Source organism: Winogradskyella sp. HaHa_3_26 (assembly GCF_019278425.1).
GTDB classification, from domain to species: domain Bacteria; phylum Bacteroidota; class Bacteroidia; order Flavobacteriales; family Flavobacteriaceae; genus Winogradskyella; species Winogradskyella undariae.
On the sequence record NZ_CP058981.1, the window covers coordinates 146,443 to 162,880 of the forward strand.

At 30.9% G+C, this 16,438-nt stretch carries 16 protein-coding genes; 8 read left to right on the forward strand and 8 right to left on the reverse strand.

Going from position 1 to position 16,438, the window contains the following annotated elements:
* Nucleotides 1-5: 5 nt before the first annotated feature.
* From H0I32_RS00665 to H0I32_RS00695, 7 genes are all read right to left on the reverse strand, one after another.
* Complete coding sequence (locus H0I32_RS00665; protein WP_173589023.1) at nucleotides 6-605, reverse strand: DUF6515 family protein; 600 nt, start codon at nucleotides 603-605, stop codon at nucleotides 6-8.
* Nucleotides 606-844: 239 nt separating this feature from the next.
* Complete coding sequence (locus tag H0I32_RS00670) at nucleotides 845-1,144, reverse strand: hypothetical protein (protein WP_179313049.1); 300 nt, start codon at nucleotides 1,142-1,144, stop codon at nucleotides 845-847.
* Nucleotides 1,145-1,270: 126 nt separating this feature from the next.
* Nucleotides 1,271-2,005, reverse strand: a complete 735-nt coding sequence (locus H0I32_RS00675) for a LytR/AlgR family response regulator transcription factor (RefSeq protein WP_218747109.1) — start codon at nucleotides 2,003-2,005, stop codon at nucleotides 1,271-1,273.
* Between the two features lie 49 nt (nucleotides 2,006-2,054).
* Nucleotides 2,055-3,071, reverse strand: a complete 1,017-nt coding sequence (locus H0I32_RS00680) for a hypothetical protein (protein ID WP_179313048.1) — start codon at nucleotides 3,069-3,071, stop codon at nucleotides 2,055-2,057.
* 13 nt (nucleotides 3,072-3,084) lie between these two features.
* The gene (locus tag H0I32_RS00685) at nucleotides 3,085-3,684 is read right to left on the reverse strand and encodes a YbhB/YbcL family Raf kinase inhibitor-like protein (RefSeq protein ID WP_173589020.1); all 600 of its coding nucleotides are present in this window, start codon (nucleotides 3,682-3,684) and stop codon (nucleotides 3,085-3,087) included.
* Nucleotides 3,685-3,696: 12 nt separating this feature from the next.
* Nucleotides 3,697-5,025, reverse strand: coding sequence for a YHYH protein (locus H0I32_RS00690; protein ID WP_179313047.1), 1,329 nt, complete (start codon nucleotides 5,023-5,025; stop codon nucleotides 3,697-3,699).
* Nucleotides 5,026-5,119: 94 nt separating this feature from the next.
* The gene (locus H0I32_RS00695; RefSeq protein WP_179313046.1) at nucleotides 5,120-6,154 is read right to left on the reverse strand and encodes a sensor histidine kinase; all 1,035 of its coding nucleotides are present in this window, start codon (nucleotides 6,152-6,154) and stop codon (nucleotides 5,120-5,122) included.
* A 543-nt stretch (nucleotides 6,155-6,697) separates the two neighbouring features.
* Between H0I32_RS00695 and H0I32_RS00700 the strand changes: the two genes are divergently transcribed.
* Entirely contained in the window at nucleotides 6,698-7,339 is a 642-nt protein-coding gene (locus H0I32_RS00700) for a DUF6266 family protein (protein WP_179313045.1), read from the forward strand.
* Between the two features lie 154 nt (nucleotides 7,340-7,493).
* On the opposite strand, the gene H0I32_RS00705 is transcribed toward H0I32_RS00700, so the two are convergent.
* Complete coding sequence (locus H0I32_RS00705; protein WP_173589016.1) at nucleotides 7,494-7,751, reverse strand: helix-turn-helix domain-containing protein; 258 nt, start codon at nucleotides 7,749-7,751, stop codon at nucleotides 7,494-7,496.
* 480 nt (nucleotides 7,752-8,231) lie between these two features.
* Here H0I32_RS00705 and H0I32_RS00710 point away from each other — a divergent pair, with 480 nt between their 5' ends.
* The 7 genes from H0I32_RS00710 to H0I32_RS00740 all read left to right on the forward strand — a co-directional run bounded on the left by H0I32_RS00710 (nucleotide 8,232) and on the right by H0I32_RS00740 (nucleotide 16,310).
* A complete protein-coding gene (locus tag H0I32_RS00710) occupies nucleotides 8,232-8,534 on the forward strand; it encodes a hypothetical protein (RefSeq protein WP_179313044.1) in 303 nt (100 codons plus the stop codon).
* Between the two features lie 106 nt (nucleotides 8,535-8,640).
* Entirely contained in the window at nucleotides 8,641-9,846 is a 1,206-nt protein-coding gene (locus H0I32_RS00715) for a hypothetical protein (protein WP_179313043.1), read from the forward strand.
* Nucleotides 9,843-10,286: a three component ABC system middle component gene (locus H0I32_RS00720; RefSeq protein ID WP_179313042.1), complete on the forward strand. Its 444-nt coding sequence runs from the start codon at nucleotides 9,843-9,845 to the stop codon at nucleotides 10,284-10,286. Before H0I32_RS00715 ends, H0I32_RS00720 begins: the two co-directional genes overlap by 4 nt.
* Nucleotides 10,283-12,133, forward strand: coding sequence for a DUF3732 domain-containing protein (locus H0I32_RS00725; protein WP_179313041.1), 1,851 nt, complete (start codon nucleotides 10,283-10,285; stop codon nucleotides 12,131-12,133). The genes H0I32_RS00720 and H0I32_RS00725 overlap by 4 nt, the downstream gene beginning before the upstream one ends.
* Before the next feature lie 245 nt (nucleotides 12,134-12,378).
* Nucleotides 12,379-12,933 carry a hypothetical protein gene (locus H0I32_RS00730; RefSeq protein WP_179313040.1) on the forward strand — a complete coding sequence of 185 codons (555 nt, stop codon included), beginning with the start codon at nucleotides 12,379-12,381 and terminating at the stop codon, nucleotides 12,931-12,933.
* A gap of 481 nt (nucleotides 12,934-13,414) precedes the next feature.
* The gene (locus H0I32_RS00735) at nucleotides 13,415-14,902 is read left to right on the forward strand and encodes a S8/S53 family peptidase (protein ID WP_179313039.1); all 1,488 of its coding nucleotides are present in this window, start codon (nucleotides 13,415-13,417) and stop codon (nucleotides 14,900-14,902) included.
* A gap of 241 nt (nucleotides 14,903-15,143) precedes the next feature.
* Nucleotides 15,144-16,310, forward strand: a complete 1,167-nt coding sequence (locus tag H0I32_RS00740) for a hypothetical protein (RefSeq protein ID WP_179313038.1) — start codon at nucleotides 15,144-15,146, stop codon at nucleotides 16,308-16,310.
* The last annotated feature ends 128 nt before the right edge of the window (nucleotides 16,311-16,438 follow it).

Genomic DNA, 16,438 nt, shown 5'->3' on the forward strand with positions numbered 1-16,438 from the left:
TAAAATTATTCTACATCTATAATTCCTACAACTTCATAAGCTCTAGTGCCATCTACCTGTACTTTTTCATATAAAATATTAGCATATTCATAGTAAGTTTGGTTATCAATAACTACTTTTTCGTAATCCTCTGGTAATTCATAAACCACAGTTCCTATTTCGGGTTCTACGACTTCATATTCGTTATTATAAGAGATATAAAATGTACCATTAACACTGTAATAATCATGGTTATTAAACCTTACACGTTTATAATTTTGAGGTAATGTTTTAATTCTAAATCCTACCTTAGGTGCAATTACAATGTAACGCCCTCTAGATTGTGTGTAATATCTGTTATTAGCATAGTAATAACTTTGTCCGTTGTGTTTTACTACCGTTTTATTAGGTACTGATCTTACCGAAACTACTTTTCTCGTCGGTTTTTTATAGGTCACTTTAGAACTCGATATTCTTTTATTCCCCTTATTCTTCACCACAGTTTTAGTGGTTGTAGTTACTACTGTTTTTTTATTTGTATTTCTTTTTGTCTGTGCAGGCAATTGTGCTGCAAAAGCCACTATAAAGGCTGCTGATAATACGTATGTTTTAATAAATGTTTTCATAATAATTAAGATTTAAAATGCATTAAACTTTTTTCTTTTCAATTATTAAGACTCTATTTTGTCTTAATAGTTTAAAGATATATATCATAAAAGCATAAAAAAAAAACAAATAGACCAGTGATACAAATTGATCTATAAAACTATTATTTTTATAGATAAGGTTTTAGAAGTCTAGTATAAAAGAAAAAAAGGTATACCATAAAACAGTATACCTTCTTCAGTTATAAATCTAGGGGAATTTATTTCAATATATCTAATAAACCTGTTAATTCAGAAAGATTAAGGCTTGAGTTACTATCGGTATCTAAAACATCAAAATTATCTGATACAGAACCAATAGCTTCTGTAGAGCTAATAGAGTCACTATTATCTGTGTCTAATAAATTAAAAAGACTCGTAATTTGTTGTACAGTTGAGTTAGAACTTAAAGAACTTAACAAAGAAGTTGCTTGTGCAATCGTTGATGTATCCATATTTTTAACACTACTACAGCTAAACATTGTGATTGCCACAGTTAAAGTTAAAGCGATTTTTTTCATAATTTAATTTGCATTGATTTTTGTTAATGCAAATATATTTCTATCTCTTGTTATTAAAAAAGTAAATAGACAAACACAGCAATTCTACAGACTAAACATAATATTCTATGGATGAGTAATTAAAGCTTAAGAATTTAAAGAGTTATTATTTATAAATTCTACAAATTTAGGCTTGTAATGTTCTGACACAGTGATACGTTGATCATTAATTATAATCTGGCTACGCTCTATAACATTTATATTATTTAAAGAAACAATGAACGATCGGTGCACACGCATAAATTGCGTAGAAGGCAATTCTTCTTCAAGCGACTTTAAGCTCATTAACGTTAATATAGGTTTAGGGTTGTCTTTTATCCAAATTTTAATATAATCCTTTAGACCTTCAAAATATAAAACATCAGCAAGCTTAATACGTAATTGTTTGTATTCCGATTTCACAAAAAGGAATTCTTTTTCTTCAGATACAATACTTTGCTTCTGCCCTTTTACCAATTCAAACCAAGCATTAGCTTTATTAGCAGCGGCTAAAAACTCGGCATAATCAAAGGGTTTTAAAAGGTAATCTATAGCTTCAACCTTAAAACCTTCTAAGGCATAATGATCAAAAGCTGTGGTAAAAATAACACGGGTTTCTTTGGGTAACATTTTAGAAAACTCTAAACCTGTTAAATCGGGCATTTGTATATCTAAAAAAACTAAATCTACCGGATTGGTCTTTATATATTCCATAGCCTCAATAGCACTACTACACTTCTTTTTAAAATCTAAAAAAGGCGTTTTTTCAACATAACTTTCTACTAAATTGAGCGCCATAGGCTCATCATCTACAATAACACAAGTAATTTTAATAGGGCTCATATATGGAGTTGGTATTTTTAAAGGGGTTAAAACAGGTTGGTAACAGCTATTATTTTACCGTATAGCGCACTAAAACTTCATTGTCTAAAATAACATTGGTAGACCATATAAATTTAGCATCATTTTTGTCATTATCAAACACATTTATAAAATTAGTGTAAGCGGGCTTATTATCGACCCCTATTGTTTTATTTGAAAACTCGGTAGCGTTAGGCCATTGACTATCATTAAAATCTGCGGCTTGCCAGTTTGTTGGGGTCTGCCAATGTAAAGCGTAATAGGCTGTACCGTCATTAGAATCTTGGGTTGTACAGGTTTCGCTTAATCTTAACGCGCCTTCTTCACTTGCGCAAGATAAATCTCTTAAAGGCGCTGTATAATACGTTTGGGCTTTCCAATCTGCATTTGTTGTTGCTATTATTTCACCGCTAGCCTCTTTAAAAACCGCAACCATACCCCCATCTCCAGGATGAAACGCCTGCCCCCTATTGGCCTCTGATCCTAAACCGCTATTTTCTTCCCAATCTACTAACTTCATGGCAATTGTAAATGGGGTATGTACTTTAAAACGAACAATGTTGGAATTAAACTGTGTAAACGGCACATTATCTTTCCCTACCGGAACACCGTTAATATACATTTCGAAGTAATTATCGGCAAATACATAAGCGGTAATCACCTTGCCATCGGCATCTACTTCTATAATATCAGTGCCATCTAAAGCGGCTATGGCTTCTTCATCAGAGGCATACTCTACTTGCGTACAAGGATTAAACAAATTAGACGCCATAGGGAAAGTAGCATCGGTAAAATGAACGTCAGCAGGAACCGTAAATTCTGTACCATCTGTTGCTGTTACTGTGCCTATGGGGGCTTTTCTGCCTCTATCACATTCCAATAGATTTTCAGTCAGCACTGTTGCCGGACCTTGAGATACCGAAGCGGTACCGGTATAAACTTCTGAGGTTTTTGGTATTGCTTTTTTAGCGTTTTCACCATTTTTACAAGCTGTTATGGTAAAGCAGGCCAAAACAACGACCAGTGTTGTATGTTTTAAAGGTCTCATTTTAAAATTGTTTTTAATTAGAATCTATAAAAGTTAAAGTGGTACGGTCTATAATGTTTACGGTATCTAAGGCATCCATAAACACATTATAATCTACAGCTAAACTGTGTTTTTTAGGTAAAGCCGCAGGGGTTTCTGCTAAGGCATAAAGCGCTATGGTATATGTATGCTTGCCTTTACCACGCGAACACGGCGAGGTGTACGATATGGCTGTACCGTCTTTATTACCCCCCATAAACCAAGCGCCTTTAGCAGCCATTTTATAAGGTATTTGGGTAACGCTAGGGTCGATGTCCCATAATAGCAGGTACGAGTTAATTTCTGTTTTATCATCCTTTTTAGGATAATGATACATTACAACGGCTAAAGATTTGGTGCCTTCGGGGACATTTTGCCACGATAATGGTATGGAGTTTTCAACATCATTTACTTTTTCTTCACACTTATAAGCGTCTAATAAAACACCGTTAGCTACCGCTTTACTTGTGAGTTTAAAATTGGCATTTACGGTTTTAAAATCATCATGATTTACTTTTGTTGTTGCTTTTTTATGGTGTTCGCAAGATATTACTCCCATAAAAAGCATAAGAACTATCAATTTTGAATATTTCATTTTTATCTTGGTTTATCTTGGCTTATAAGTTTCTACTGTTGTTGTGCCATCAGGATTTATAAACTGATAGGTATAATTATCATCACTATCCCAATGGTATTTTATAATATAAGGTTTTGAATCTAAGGTATACGTTAATGCATAGTTATTAGCTTCTAAGCTTTTAAAACCTGTAATTTCAGCCCCTTTTAAAGGACGTAAAGCAGGGCGTAATTCTTGAGTTCTGGGTTGGGGATACACTTGATTTTCTGGTGCTTCGGTTTTAGGATCTAAAACAACCTCGCCTCTCATAGCTGCAATAAAATAAGGGTAATCTTTAATGGTGTGGTATTGGTAAGACCCATCGGCATTTGTTTTACCAAGGTATTGGTCTAAAGGATCTGTGGTTTCGCCATACACCGGAAAACCATCTACCGCATAAGCTACCGGATTGCCAGCCCCTACTTGGTTTTGTAAATGCAAAGGGGGTAAATGGTAATGGTAATCGTCTGCACGGCCGCAATGCCCGCCCCAATGGTCTAGTTCTCCAATGGCATTAGCATCTTCGCCTCTATTGTTTAACGGATTAAAAATAGGAATGCCATTTACTGCCACAGCAATAGCGCCTTTAAGTAAATTGGTTTTTGTAGACAACGGCTCTTTTGCCAGTTGAGGCTGTATAGGGATGGCCCAACTATTAGTGCCTGTATAATTTTGCTGAATTGGAACTTGTTGTTGCCAATTGCTAATGCCTACCATCATTTGGTGATTTGGTAAACCGTTTGATGATATATACAGAAAATCTTTGTCTGCATGTGTGGTAACGCCTTCAAATTTCTCGAAAAACGTCTGCATTACAGCCACCTTATTTTGTGGTACTACTGCCGTACTTGTAGAAGTGGTAGTGGTGTTTTTGCACCCTACAATAACAATAACTATCATACCTAGTACGCCATAAGATAGGTCGCGTATTTTTTTTTGTTTTACAAGTTTAAAAACAGAAAAACACAATAGCAAAACGCCTAAGCCTATAAGTGCCTTATTAAAATAAGTAACCGTTGGTACTTTAGTTGAAATAATAGCATCACTATTTAAGGCTTTTATCAACTGGCTTTGGGTTTTAATATACTGCTGATCTGCATTAGAAAAAGCTGACAAGGGATAGCTTTTAACGGTATGGTTAGCATTACTAAGCCAAACTCTCTCTTTTTCATAACTTATAAAATTGGCTTTTATAACCTCGTTACGTGTTGTGATGGTCCAAGATTTTAAGGGGGTACCATGGCCGCCTTTATGAGCAAAAAGCGGGGTACTTAAGACTAATAAAAAGCAAATTACAATCGTTTTTTTTATAGACTTCATTATTCTTATTTCTTAGTACGTTTATGGCTTATTGGTTTTAGCAACACCAAGCCTATATGCATTGCAATAGCCTTGGTGTTGTAGCAAGGCTTATTTAATCCGTTTCAATTTCTAGGCGAGCTATAAACCTATGATCTTTCACTTGGGTTGTAAACTTGCTTTTATTGGGGTATAGCAATTCTATTCGTTTTTCAATATTAGGAAGCCCAATACCAGAGCCACTTTTATCGTTTGTCTTTTTAGGGAAATTATCGTTTTCAGTAGTAAATAAAACGGTTTTACCTGTGGCCACCATATTTATACAAATGGTACTTTCTTTACTCCCAGACACCCCATGTTTAAAGGCATTTTCTATTAATGATATAAAGAGTAAAGGGGCTATTTTAATCCCCGTTTCATTGACAGGAAAACTATAATTAACGAGCGTTTTATCTGAAACACGAAGCTTCATTAGGTCTATATACTTGGCCATAAAATCTATTTCTTTAGACAAGGCAACTGATTCTTCATTAGTATCATACAACATGTAGCGCATAAGCTTGCTTAGGCTATGAATAGAGGTTTTGGCTCGTTCTGGAGAAAGATCTACCATCGCATAAATATTATTTAACGAGTTAAAAAAGAAATGCGGTTGCAACTGGTAATGTAGGTGTTGTAACTCGGACTTTAGTTTAATATGTGCTGCCTCCTTACGTTCGTTTTCGGTTTGTACCCAACGTTTGGTAGTTTTTATAGCAATAGCAAATAATAGAGGTGCCATATAAGACAGCATTTGTATGTAAAGAAACATTTTAAACGGTGGGCCATTACCATCATCTTTAATTGGTTTTTTTAAGATTTCCTGAAAAAAAACATTCTCTATCTGTTCTTTTAAGGTGATAAACACCGCTATCATTACCAAATTAATAACAACAAAAAGCAGCGTTTTTTTAGTGAATAAAAACCGATCTATAAGGCTAAAATAATTGGAGTAAAATATAATGCAGTAAAAGCCTAAAGGGATCCAGAAGTGCGCAATGACTCTTTCAATTTCTTGCGACGCGCCATAAGATAAGACATAAGGCATGCTAAAGAGTACTAGCCATACCAATAGATGCAAGAATAAGGTGATGTTTTTATTTTTGTGCATTAGATTTTTTTAAAAAACGGTTTTTTAAAGCGGTTACTACAGCAACACTTTACGTTTGCTTTGCAATCGCAGTCTTTTAAACCTTAAAACCAAAGGTAAAACTATTTGCTTATTTTTTAATTACAGAATAGATGTTTAGGGAAATTGACCCTATGGATCTTTAGATTGTATCTATTTTATTCTGAAAAAAACAACAATCCCCGCCTCTAGGCATTCTTTACGGGTTAGGGTTCCTTTGGGTTTTGTGGCTATGTGCTCCCTAAAACGTCTATTTTAAGAAAATACAACAGAGGCTCTACCGAAGGATTCCCGAACAACACCCGAACAAAACCCCCTAAAAACAGCACTTTTGTGTCAGCATGTGTCAGACTGTGCCACAACAGGTCTGCATGGGTCACCGTGTGTCACCATGTGTCACAACAGGTCAATCCCCATCAATTACAATCAATAAAAACCAATTGGTGTCAACATGTGTCAACCCTTTATATATTAGTATTTTAGGTTATAAATTAGCAGCATATTAATCTATAAATATTTTGTATTATGGCCACATTTGAAAAAGGCATACTTGGCGGATTTTCTGGCAAAGTAGGTAATGTAGTAGGCGCTAGATGGCGCGGAAAAAATGTAATGCGTAGTTTACCACAGCGTGGGGATTATACGCCAACAGTACGACAAGAAGAACAACGGCAGAAGTTTAAAACTGTCATTCGTTTTTTAAGTCCTATTTCAGAGGTTCTAGACCTCTATTTTGGGAGTCCGCAGGGCGATAAGTCGCGGACCAATTTAGCCACCTCTTACCATCTTAAAGATGCCGTAGTAAGCACCGCACAAGGTATGGTAATGGACTATGCCAAGGTGCTTATAAGCAAAGGCGACTTAAGAGGTGTAGAAGCAGGCACCATAGCCACAGGTGCAGGGCAAACCTTAGATTTTGGTTGGCAAGACAATAGCGGACAAGGCAAGGCCACCGCTACAGATGTGCTAATAGTGGTGGTTTATGCTCCAGATCTTAACTTGTTTTACACCAATTTGCAGGTTGCTACCCGAGATGCCACAACGGCAACGGTAAATTTGCCCGACTTTATGGCGGGGTTTGAGGTAGAGGTTTGGCTATCTTTTATTAAACCCGAAACCAATTTTGCAGCTATTAGTACCTACATGGGTGCTGTTACAGTATTGTAAAAGCTAAATACTGTAAAAAATGAAATCTGTAAAAGGATTAAAAAGGGCGTGTTAGCGTGTAACCTTAAACAGGTTATACGTTAATATGCTTTTTTAGGGTTTTGTAGGGAAGAAATACTTATAAAGAAAACATGTAAAAAAGAATGCAGCACTGTTAAAACTGCTTTACATTGCGTATAACGCGTTGCATTAATATTTTAGTTAATAAATGCTTGGGATACATGGGGCTGTGCCCTAACTTAAAATTAGGAATACTCTGTTGTTTCCGTAATCTGTAAATGGTACTACGGCTAATTTTTAAATAAGCCATGGCTTCTTCTGTAGTAAGCCATATTTCATTTTCTAATAAATGTGCCTCCAATTCTATATGGAAGTTTTGCTGCACAGGTTGGTTTTTGTTTTGTTTACTCATTATAATTTAATTTACATACACATCTAATACCTAATAGGTTAGCTGCCTAATATAAAAGTTTTTTTTTAAAACTAAAGTATCTTAGCTAAAATGTACATAAATATGGGTTAAAGTGGCATACCGCCTTATTATGGCTTGTTTTTTATTTTTAAGGCACTATATATAAGTTTATAATAAACTAAGGTTTAAATTTTTAAGCAATAAACCTTAAAATCCTTTTGGTAATTTGTAGAAAGTAAGTACATTAGTCTACAGTCTTAGAATTGCTGATCTTGTAGATGGGTAAAGGGGCTTTAAAAGCCTTATTGTTCTTTTTTTTGAAGGGGTGATGGGGTTTTTAATGATTGATATTAATGGGTTGAGGTTTAATAAAAAAAAACTCTTAAAAATGATTTAAGCAATCTTTTTTGTTTGGCTAATATTAAGTAACCTAAAGTAAAAAGTAAGTTATAGTTATAATATAAAAATTAATACAATTATATGTTTTACAAACTTGATAATACGTTAAACTTTGGAAAATACAGAGAAAAAACTATTAAACAAATAATAAAAATTGATATAAACTATATTGTTTGGGCTTTAATAGAAATTGAAGAATTTATGCTAGATGATGACAGTGTGTTAGAATTTATTAATAATAAAGAAAAGATTACTTGGAATAATAACCGACTTAATAACCATGATGCACTTTCAATGGCTTTGGGATTTATAGAAGGTGATTATGAAAAGGAAAGGAATAAAAATATAACTGAAATACTTAATAAAAAAGGAATAAAAATATAATATATATACGATAAAGTTTCTAATTAATTATTAACCTAGTTTACAAAAAAAAGTGAGTAATATATGAATAGACATATTAAAGCTAATTAAAAAAACAAGAAACTTAATGAGTAATAAAACACATATTGAGAAAACTGGAGCCGAAACAAAATCAATTGGATTCGAGTTTCAATACTACTTTTTCTTGTGGAAATTATTAAACCTAAATAAAGGTGAATCTGTTGGTTTAGAAGTGAAAGATGATGTACACACTGAACTAGAGAATGATATTAATATTTTTTATCAAGTTAAACATTCTGTTCAAAAAAACAAGAAGGGAGATATCAAAAACATGACCGCCTCTGATATTGATTTATGGAAAACACTATATAATTGGGCGAAAGTAATAAGTGATGAAAATGATAATCGAAAAGAAATAAAATCACAATTGGAATTTGTTCATAAATCCCATTTTGTGATGAGGAGTAATAAAAATCATAGCTACAAAAATCAAATCATTGATAATATAGAACAACTAAAAAACAAGACCGTTTCTATTGATGATTTCATCAAAATAATTAGGGAATTTGGAGAGAATTCAGAGAATAATACAATAAAAAATTACATTAACGAATTTTTACTTTTAAATAAAAACGTTCTTAATCATTATATATCAAAAATTACTTTTGAACTAGGTGAAGATGAAATTCTTCAAAATTGTAAAGACGCAATAGAAACGAAGTTAATTTCAAAAAATAGAATTAATGATGTTTTTGCAAAAATTGATTCAAAAATAAGAGAAGATAATTTTATTGAAATTAAGGCTGGTAATAAAGTTCAAATCAATTTTGATGACTTTTACACAAAATACAGAAAGTATTTTAATAATGCTCGAAGCGAGAAATTACAAATTGTACCTCTAACTATGAGCTTACCTGACAAACTGGAAAGCCAAATATTTATTAAACAACTATTAGAAATTAATGATATTAAAATTGATGAAATAGATATAATAGCTAAATACACACGCTTTAAACTTAAAATAGAAAACAACATAGCTGAATGGCTTACTGAAGGCTTAATAACAATAGAAGAAATTAAGCATTATAGAGATGAAGCTGAATTGAAATGGTCTAATAAATTTAGAGCATTAACAAATAAATCAGATTTTAATGATGATTCTAGTTTGGATATAATAAATTTTTTAAGAGAAGAAAACCTTAAAATTGATGGACAAGAATTAGGTACAGAATTAAGTAATGGTGAATTTTATTACTTATCAGATATTCCAAAAATTGGATGGAAAAAAGATTGGACAAAACATAAAAGATGAATTTAGAAAACTATAACAACATTGGAATCACATCCATAGCAATAAACTCTGTTTTATCTTTATCTAAAGAGCTCTCTTTATCTAAAGCTTTACTTATTATGCCTTTATTTACAAGTAAAGCCTTAACCGCTCACTTATCAAGGAAAACAACAGAAATAAAAAGTATTGAAAAATTAATATCCGAAAAGACTCCTTTATTTTCAAATTTTAATAAAAGGTACTATGATACATTAGCTAATTCACTAAATGCGATACAACTTTTGATAGAAACTAATAGCATTTCAATTAAAGATGGTAATTTAATAAATAATCAACACTTTAAGTTTGAAAAAGCTATGGGAAAAAGAGCTGATAAAATAAATTCAGCTTCTCAAAATGTATCAAAATTACTAAAAGAAAATAGTGAAAACCTATATTTAAATCTTAGAATAGAATTATGAAATATAATATTGAAAAAATAATTCTTTGGCTTAAGAATGGAAAAAAAAGAGAATTAGAGTTTGAGCCAAACAAGGTTAATGTAATTACAGGCGATAGTAATACTGGAAAAACTGCTATTTTAGATATAATAGATTATTGTTACTTTTCTAGTAAATCAACAATTTCAGAAAGTATCATTAATGAGAATGTTTCTTGGTATGGATTAAAAATAAATATAAATGATAAAAAATATACTATTGGTAGAAAAGCTTTATTTGAAGGAAATGTTTCAAGTGAATATTATTTTTCATCTACAGGTGAAATTCCAATAACAAATCCAGAATCAAATAATACGGAGACCAACATAAGATCACTAATAGAAACAGAATTCAGTATAGATAAGACAGTCTCATTCCCTATTGGCTATGGTAGTAATAACATTAAAGTTGGCTCTAAGATTTCTTTCCGATATTTCTTGATGTTTAACACTATTTCTCAAGACCTTATAACAAACTCACAGCAAATATTTTTTGATAAACAGAATGATTCGAGATACAGAGATGCATTACCTAGAATTTTTGATATTGCAACTGGTATAGAAAAAATAGAAAACATATTAAAAAAAGAGAAAAAAGTAGAATTAGAAAAGAAACTAGCAAAACTAAAACGTAAAGAATTTGAAATATCTAAAAAATCAGAATATTTTCAACGAGAACAAAAAGCATTAATAAAAAAGGCTAAAGAATTTTCCTTAATAAACCCTGACACTCTTGAAAAAGAAGCCGTAAGTGAATTAAATGAAGTTGTAAATGGTGTTATAATCGAAACTGGAGCAGGCATTGAAAGAGCAAAATTAGAAAAAGAAAGAAATATTATTAAAAGAAAAATCAAGAATTTAAAAGATTTTACTAATGAATATTCTATTTTCAAAAAGAACCTAACGGATGTTGAAGACAGTTTAAAACCTATAACTTTTATTCAGGGAGAAACTGACAAAATAATTAAAACAGATAATTTCAAAAGTCTTATTTCACAATTATCAACCGAGCTAAATGAAATAAAAGAAGCTAGGAAAACAAAAACTCCAATTGACAAACAGGTTTTAGACGAAATTTCTCAATTAACCACACAGTTGTCATCTTTAGAAGATAAATTAGAATCTTTACCTAAAGAAAATAGGATCTTCGAAAATGATAAGAAAAAATATATGTTTATTGGTGAAGTAAAGGCCAAAATAAACTTATACTCAAAATCAGACTCATCTCCATCAGTTTCTGTAGAAGCAGAAATCAAAAAACTGGAAGAAGAACTAGAATCAATTACTATATCAGATACAAATGAAAAAAGAGATTTGACAATAAAGGTAATTGAGGAAATTATAAGAGAATATATGATTACAGTAGATAAGGCTATGGGTAACTACGAAGGTTTCTTACCAGAGTTTGACTACAAAAACAAATCTTTAAAATTAAGAAAACCTAAATCTACAATTTATGAAAATGTTGGAAGTAGTTCCAATCATATGTTTTTACATTTATTTTTCTCATTGGCAATGCAAGAAGTCATTTTTAAAAATAAATCACCTTATGTAGCTCCTTTTTTAGTTATTGACCAACCAAGTAGACCTTATTATGGAGATGATGGAAAAACAAGATTAGATAAAAACCATAGTGATAATAATAAAATAACTCAAGCTTTTATATTATTAGATAAATTCATAGAAGAACGAAAAGAAAATGGGAGTGAATTTCAAATGATTGTTTTTGAACATATTTCTAAAAATCTGTTTGAAGATATGAAAAATGTTCATCTTGTTGACAGTGAATTTAGAAATGGGAATGCACTAATTCCAAAAAGTATGATGTAAAAAAACTAACCCTAACAATGTATATGAAAAATAAGGATTTTGTGTTAAACAGAAGGTCAGTGCATATTAACTAAGCCCGCTAAATATAAAATTTAGAGTTTATAAAATAAAAGTAACATATTTATATTTAGCTAAGTAATAAACCGAAACGAAAGTGCTTTTTAACTGCCCTATGTTTCTTATACGAGACGTTGGCAATAATATAAACCCACTAATAAAATTTATTCTATACAAATAAAAAAAATATGAAAAACTTACATTTAGTTTATCTTTTTTTTGTGGTTTCAACTATATCATTTAGTCAAAATATTGAATCATCTACTCGAAAATTTATAGATGAAGCTCAATTTACACGAATTAATCGATGGTGGGGAACCCTGGCAGAATTTAAATCTGGAATAGGAGAATCAGTTGAATTTTATCCAATAGAAGTTATAAATTTAAAAACAGGCGAAAAAAGAAAAGCTCTTCAACTTGATATGCATATTAAACAACCTAAAGAAGTGTTTAAAACCGTATGGATTGGATTAGAGGAAATTAATGAGTTTATAAGGTTTATTGAAGACTATGTACTTCCAAATTTAGATATACAATTACCCATAGACTCATCATCTGAGTTTGTTTTTAAGGCAAAAGAAATGACCCTTTCCTATTTTATTGATAATAAAAGAAAAAGATTGACAATAAAACTCAACAATTATGACGATTGTCTTTGTCTGTATAAAAATTACACATTCTGGACAAAAACACAAGTAGATAAAATTTCAAAATTATTAGATATATTAAAAATTATAAAATAAATAGTATTGCCAGCAATGGCTATAAGTAATTGCTAGTTCTAGCCTACTTACGAAAATTCTTTTAGGTTTTGTTCTGCTAAACCAGGTAACTAAACTTATACAAGCAGATTAGCTCCTACTCTATAAAATTAAAGGCCTAATAAAAAAGCCTTTGGTTATTTATAAAAAGGGCATCTATTGTTTTAGGGTTTTAACTAGCTGCTCTTTAGAGGGTAATATGGCTTAAAAAAGCGTTGTTTGCCTTTGGGTATTGAGGGGTAATTGTTACTATTGTTATTGTATAACTAGTTGCTACTAATTAAAAAAACTTGAATTCTAAAAAACATAATTAATAATTAAATAAAATTGTATGCTAATCTCAAAACAAAAAATATTAGTAGTTATATTCCTAATAACGATGTGTAGCTCGTTTTCACAAAGAAAAAAAAATCTTGCAGTCTATTATATAAAACTAAACCCTTCTCTGAATTTTAAATCTTCAATGGATATTTTAAAAATTCAGGAAATAAGAGCACTTAGACAAGATTATCTGTTTGATATTTCGGAAGCTTATGGTTTTTCAAAAGAAAAAATTGAAAAAATTACTTTAAAATCTAAAAATAATCACACATTAAAAAACACGTTTAAAATTGAAGCTTATTTGGATACAGAATCATCTGAACAGTTTCTAATCGATTTGCAAAAAGTGCCAAATTTAATATATGCTTATCAATCTAATACTTCCCCTATCAATCCACCATACGACATTGCTCCCCAAACTACTAATTTTGAAAACAATCAAGGTTACATAGAATCTAATCCTGGACTTAATGTAAGGTACGCTTGGGATAATGGAATAAATGGTTCTGGAATAAATATTCGGGCAGTAGAATATGGTATAAACACAAATCACGAAGAATTACATCAAACCAATGCTTCACTTGCTTCAAATACTACTATAAACTCTGGAGCTACAACAGCTTTTACAGAGCACGGAACTATGGTTGCGGGTGTTGTCTTTGCAGATAGGGGTACCTATGGAGTAAGTGGTTTAGCTCATGGAGCTAATGAGTATATTTTATATCCGGAATGGACTGAGGAGTATGGTTATAATCGTGTTTTAGCCACTTCAAACGCTATTGCCAATTCTAATGCCGGAGATATTATAATATATGAAATGCAAACTTCTGGACAAAACGGCAACTTTGTTCCCGCAGAATATGAACAAGTCATATGGGACCTTACAAAAGCTGCAACAGATGCAGGAATTATAGTAGTTGCTGCAGCTGGAAATGGAAATGAAAATTTAGATGACACTTTTTATGATAGCTATAATTCTAGAGGTGACAGTGGTGCAATTATTGTTGGTGCTGGTACTGCAGATATAAACCATTCTCCATTATCATTTTCGACCTATGGTTCTCGCGTAAATATTCAAGCTTGGGGAAATAGTGTATTTACGATAGGACAAAGTGGTAATGGATATATAGTATTTGGTAATGATTTTAACCAAACATATAATCCTTATTTTAGTGGAACAAGTTCTGCCACTGCACTTGTAGGTGGTTTTGCAGCTGTATTACAATCGTATTATTTAGCACAAACTGGAGGTTATTTAACATCTCAAGAATTAAGAACGTTAATAATAAACACTGGTATTCCTCAATTTACAGGAAATAATATAGGTCCTTTACCTAATATGCAAGCTGCAATGCTAGAAATAGACAATACATTAAGTGTAGATTCAGAAAATGTTTCTAGTTTTATTATGTATCCTAATCCTTCTAAAGAAATATTGAATATTAATCTAAATCAGTTTAATAATTCTGCGACAATATCCATTCATAATTTAATAGGAAAACAAGTACTTTCAATTGAATTAATTCAACGCAACATTAGTATTCCTATAGCTAATTTATCAAAAGGATTATATCTAGTTACTATAAAAACTGAGAATTCAAAAACTACTAAAAAGTTAATTATTAATTAAGATGTGTAATAGTAAAGTATTGATTTTATTTATTCTTGATTTTTAATCGAGAAATCTGAATAAAAATAACTAGTAGCAACACCGTATAAAATTAATTGCTAGTGCAAGCCTACTTAAGAAAATCCTCGCACATTTTCTATTCGGTTTGTATTGGCTAAATTAGTTGCTTAAACACGCAACTAATCTTATACAAGACCGTTGCCATTCATTTACGGGCACAGTCAACACAAAATCATAAATTATGAAAAAATTAACATTACTCTTTCTTTATTTCACTTGTATAACTGCATTTTGTCAAAAACAATATAAAAAAACTCTTTGGGACAATAGTTGTAATTGTCCTGTTCAATTCGCAACAATAAGCAATAATGATAACTACTCTATTTCTAATGAAGATGGCTTATTTAATATCATAACCGACAATGATAGTGTAATATTTAATATGCTCGGCTACGAAAAATTAAGTTTTAAACTAAGTGAAATTAAAAATGATACAATCTTCGTAAAATCAAAAGCTTTTTTGCTAGATGAAGTAGTTATACACTCAAACAACATATATGAAAGTATTATAAAGTCTAAAAAAACAGATTACACAGTTGAACCTCATGTGGAAAAGTTTTTTCTAAGAACGATCATAAGAAAAAATAATGAAATAATTAAAATAGCTGATTTAAGCGGTAAAATTAAAAAACAAGGGGGTTTAAAAATAAAGGATAAATCATCAAAAGATAATCTGTCTGTTGAAATTGATAATTATCGTAAAGCATATGCTCTAAAGAAAGACTATAGGTTTTCTTTCTTATCAAGTATAAACCATTTTTTCTATAGTCATAATAGTACAAACCTATTAGTTTCAAAAAATTTTAATTTCAACTATAGTACTCTTAAGGATAGTTCATACACAAAAATGAACGCTACGCTAAAAAAGGATATTCCTGGTTCAGATATTAAAGGCTATTACATAATTAACAATGATAATAAAAATTTTGAAAGAACAAATATCTCTTTTTTCTGGACTGATAATAATTATATAATAATAGATGAAGATTTGAAATTTAGAGGTCTAAGTCAAAACATAGACACCTATTATAAAAAAAATATCGCAAATAATAAATTACAGATAAATAAAAAAATTGTGAATTTTAAAATTGAAAATATATACGATGGACAAAAAGATACCATAGAAGTAAGTTATATCTATTTCGCTGAGCCAATTAATTCTTCAGTGAAGGTTAAAGATAATGTAAACCATGATAAAAGTTTATTTGATTTAAAATTCAAATACAGAAATGATTTTTGGGAAACACAGGAAAAATTACCTTTAACAAAAGAAATGCAATTATTTATAAACAAGATTAAACAGTCGGAATATAATTCCAATTACACTACAAAAACTAATATTAAATAATTAATTACGTGAATTTTAATAAAAACGAAATGGCAACACCGTGTATAATTAATGGCTGGTTCTGGCCTACTTACGAAAATCCTCTCGGTTTTTATTTGCTAAATTAGATGCTTAAACACGCCACTAAC

Coding starts and splice junctions, on each gene's coding strand:
- H0I32_RS00665 (WP_173589023.1), bottom strand. CDS start 605: ATGAAAACATTTATTAAAACATACGTATTATCAGCAGCCTTTATAGTG.
- H0I32_RS00670 (WP_179313049.1), bottom strand. CDS start 1,144: ATGAAAAAAATCGCTTTAACTTTAACTGTGGCAATCACAATGTTTAGC.
- H0I32_RS00675 (WP_218747109.1), bottom strand. CDS start 2,005: ATGAGCCCTATTAAAATTACTTGTGTTATTGTAGATGATGAGCCTATG.
- H0I32_RS00680 (WP_179313048.1), bottom strand. CDS start 3,071: ATGAGACCTTTAAAACATACAACACTGGTCGTTGTTTTGGCCTGCTTT.
- H0I32_RS00685 (WP_173589020.1), bottom strand. CDS start 3,684: ATGAAATATTCAAAATTGATAGTTCTTATGCTTTTTATGGGAGTAATA.
- H0I32_RS00690 (WP_179313047.1), bottom strand. CDS start 5,025: ATGAAGTCTATAAAAAAAACGATTGTAATTTGCTTTTTATTAGTCTTA.
- H0I32_RS00695 (WP_179313046.1), bottom strand. CDS start 6,154: ATGCACAAAAATAAAAACATCACCTTATTCTTGCATCTATTGGTATGG.
- H0I32_RS00700 (WP_179313045.1), top strand. CDS start 6,698: ATGGCCACATTTGAAAAAGGCATACTTGGCGGATTTTCTGGCAAAGTA.
- H0I32_RS00705 (WP_173589016.1), bottom strand. CDS start 7,751: ATGAGTAAACAAAACAAAAACCAACCTGTGCAGCAAAACTTCCATATA.
- H0I32_RS00710 (WP_179313044.1), top strand. CDS start 8,232: ATGTTTTACAAACTTGATAATACGTTAAACTTTGGAAAATACAGAGAA.
- H0I32_RS00715 (WP_179313043.1), top strand. CDS start 8,641: ATGAGTAATAAAACACATATTGAGAAAACTGGAGCCGAAACAAAATCA.
- H0I32_RS00720 (WP_179313042.1), top strand. CDS start 9,843: ATGAATTTAGAAAACTATAACAACATTGGAATCACATCCATAGCAATA.
- H0I32_RS00725 (WP_179313041.1), top strand. CDS start 10,283: ATGAAATATAATATTGAAAAAATAATTCTTTGGCTTAAGAATGGAAAA.
- H0I32_RS00730 (WP_179313040.1), top strand. CDS start 12,379: ATGAAAAACTTACATTTAGTTTATCTTTTTTTTGTGGTTTCAACTATA.
- H0I32_RS00735 (WP_179313039.1), top strand. CDS start 13,415: ATGGATATTTTAAAAATTCAGGAAATAAGAGCACTTAGACAAGATTAT.
- H0I32_RS00740 (WP_179313038.1), top strand. CDS start 15,144: ATGAAAAAATTAACATTACTCTTTCTTTATTTCACTTGTATAACTGCA.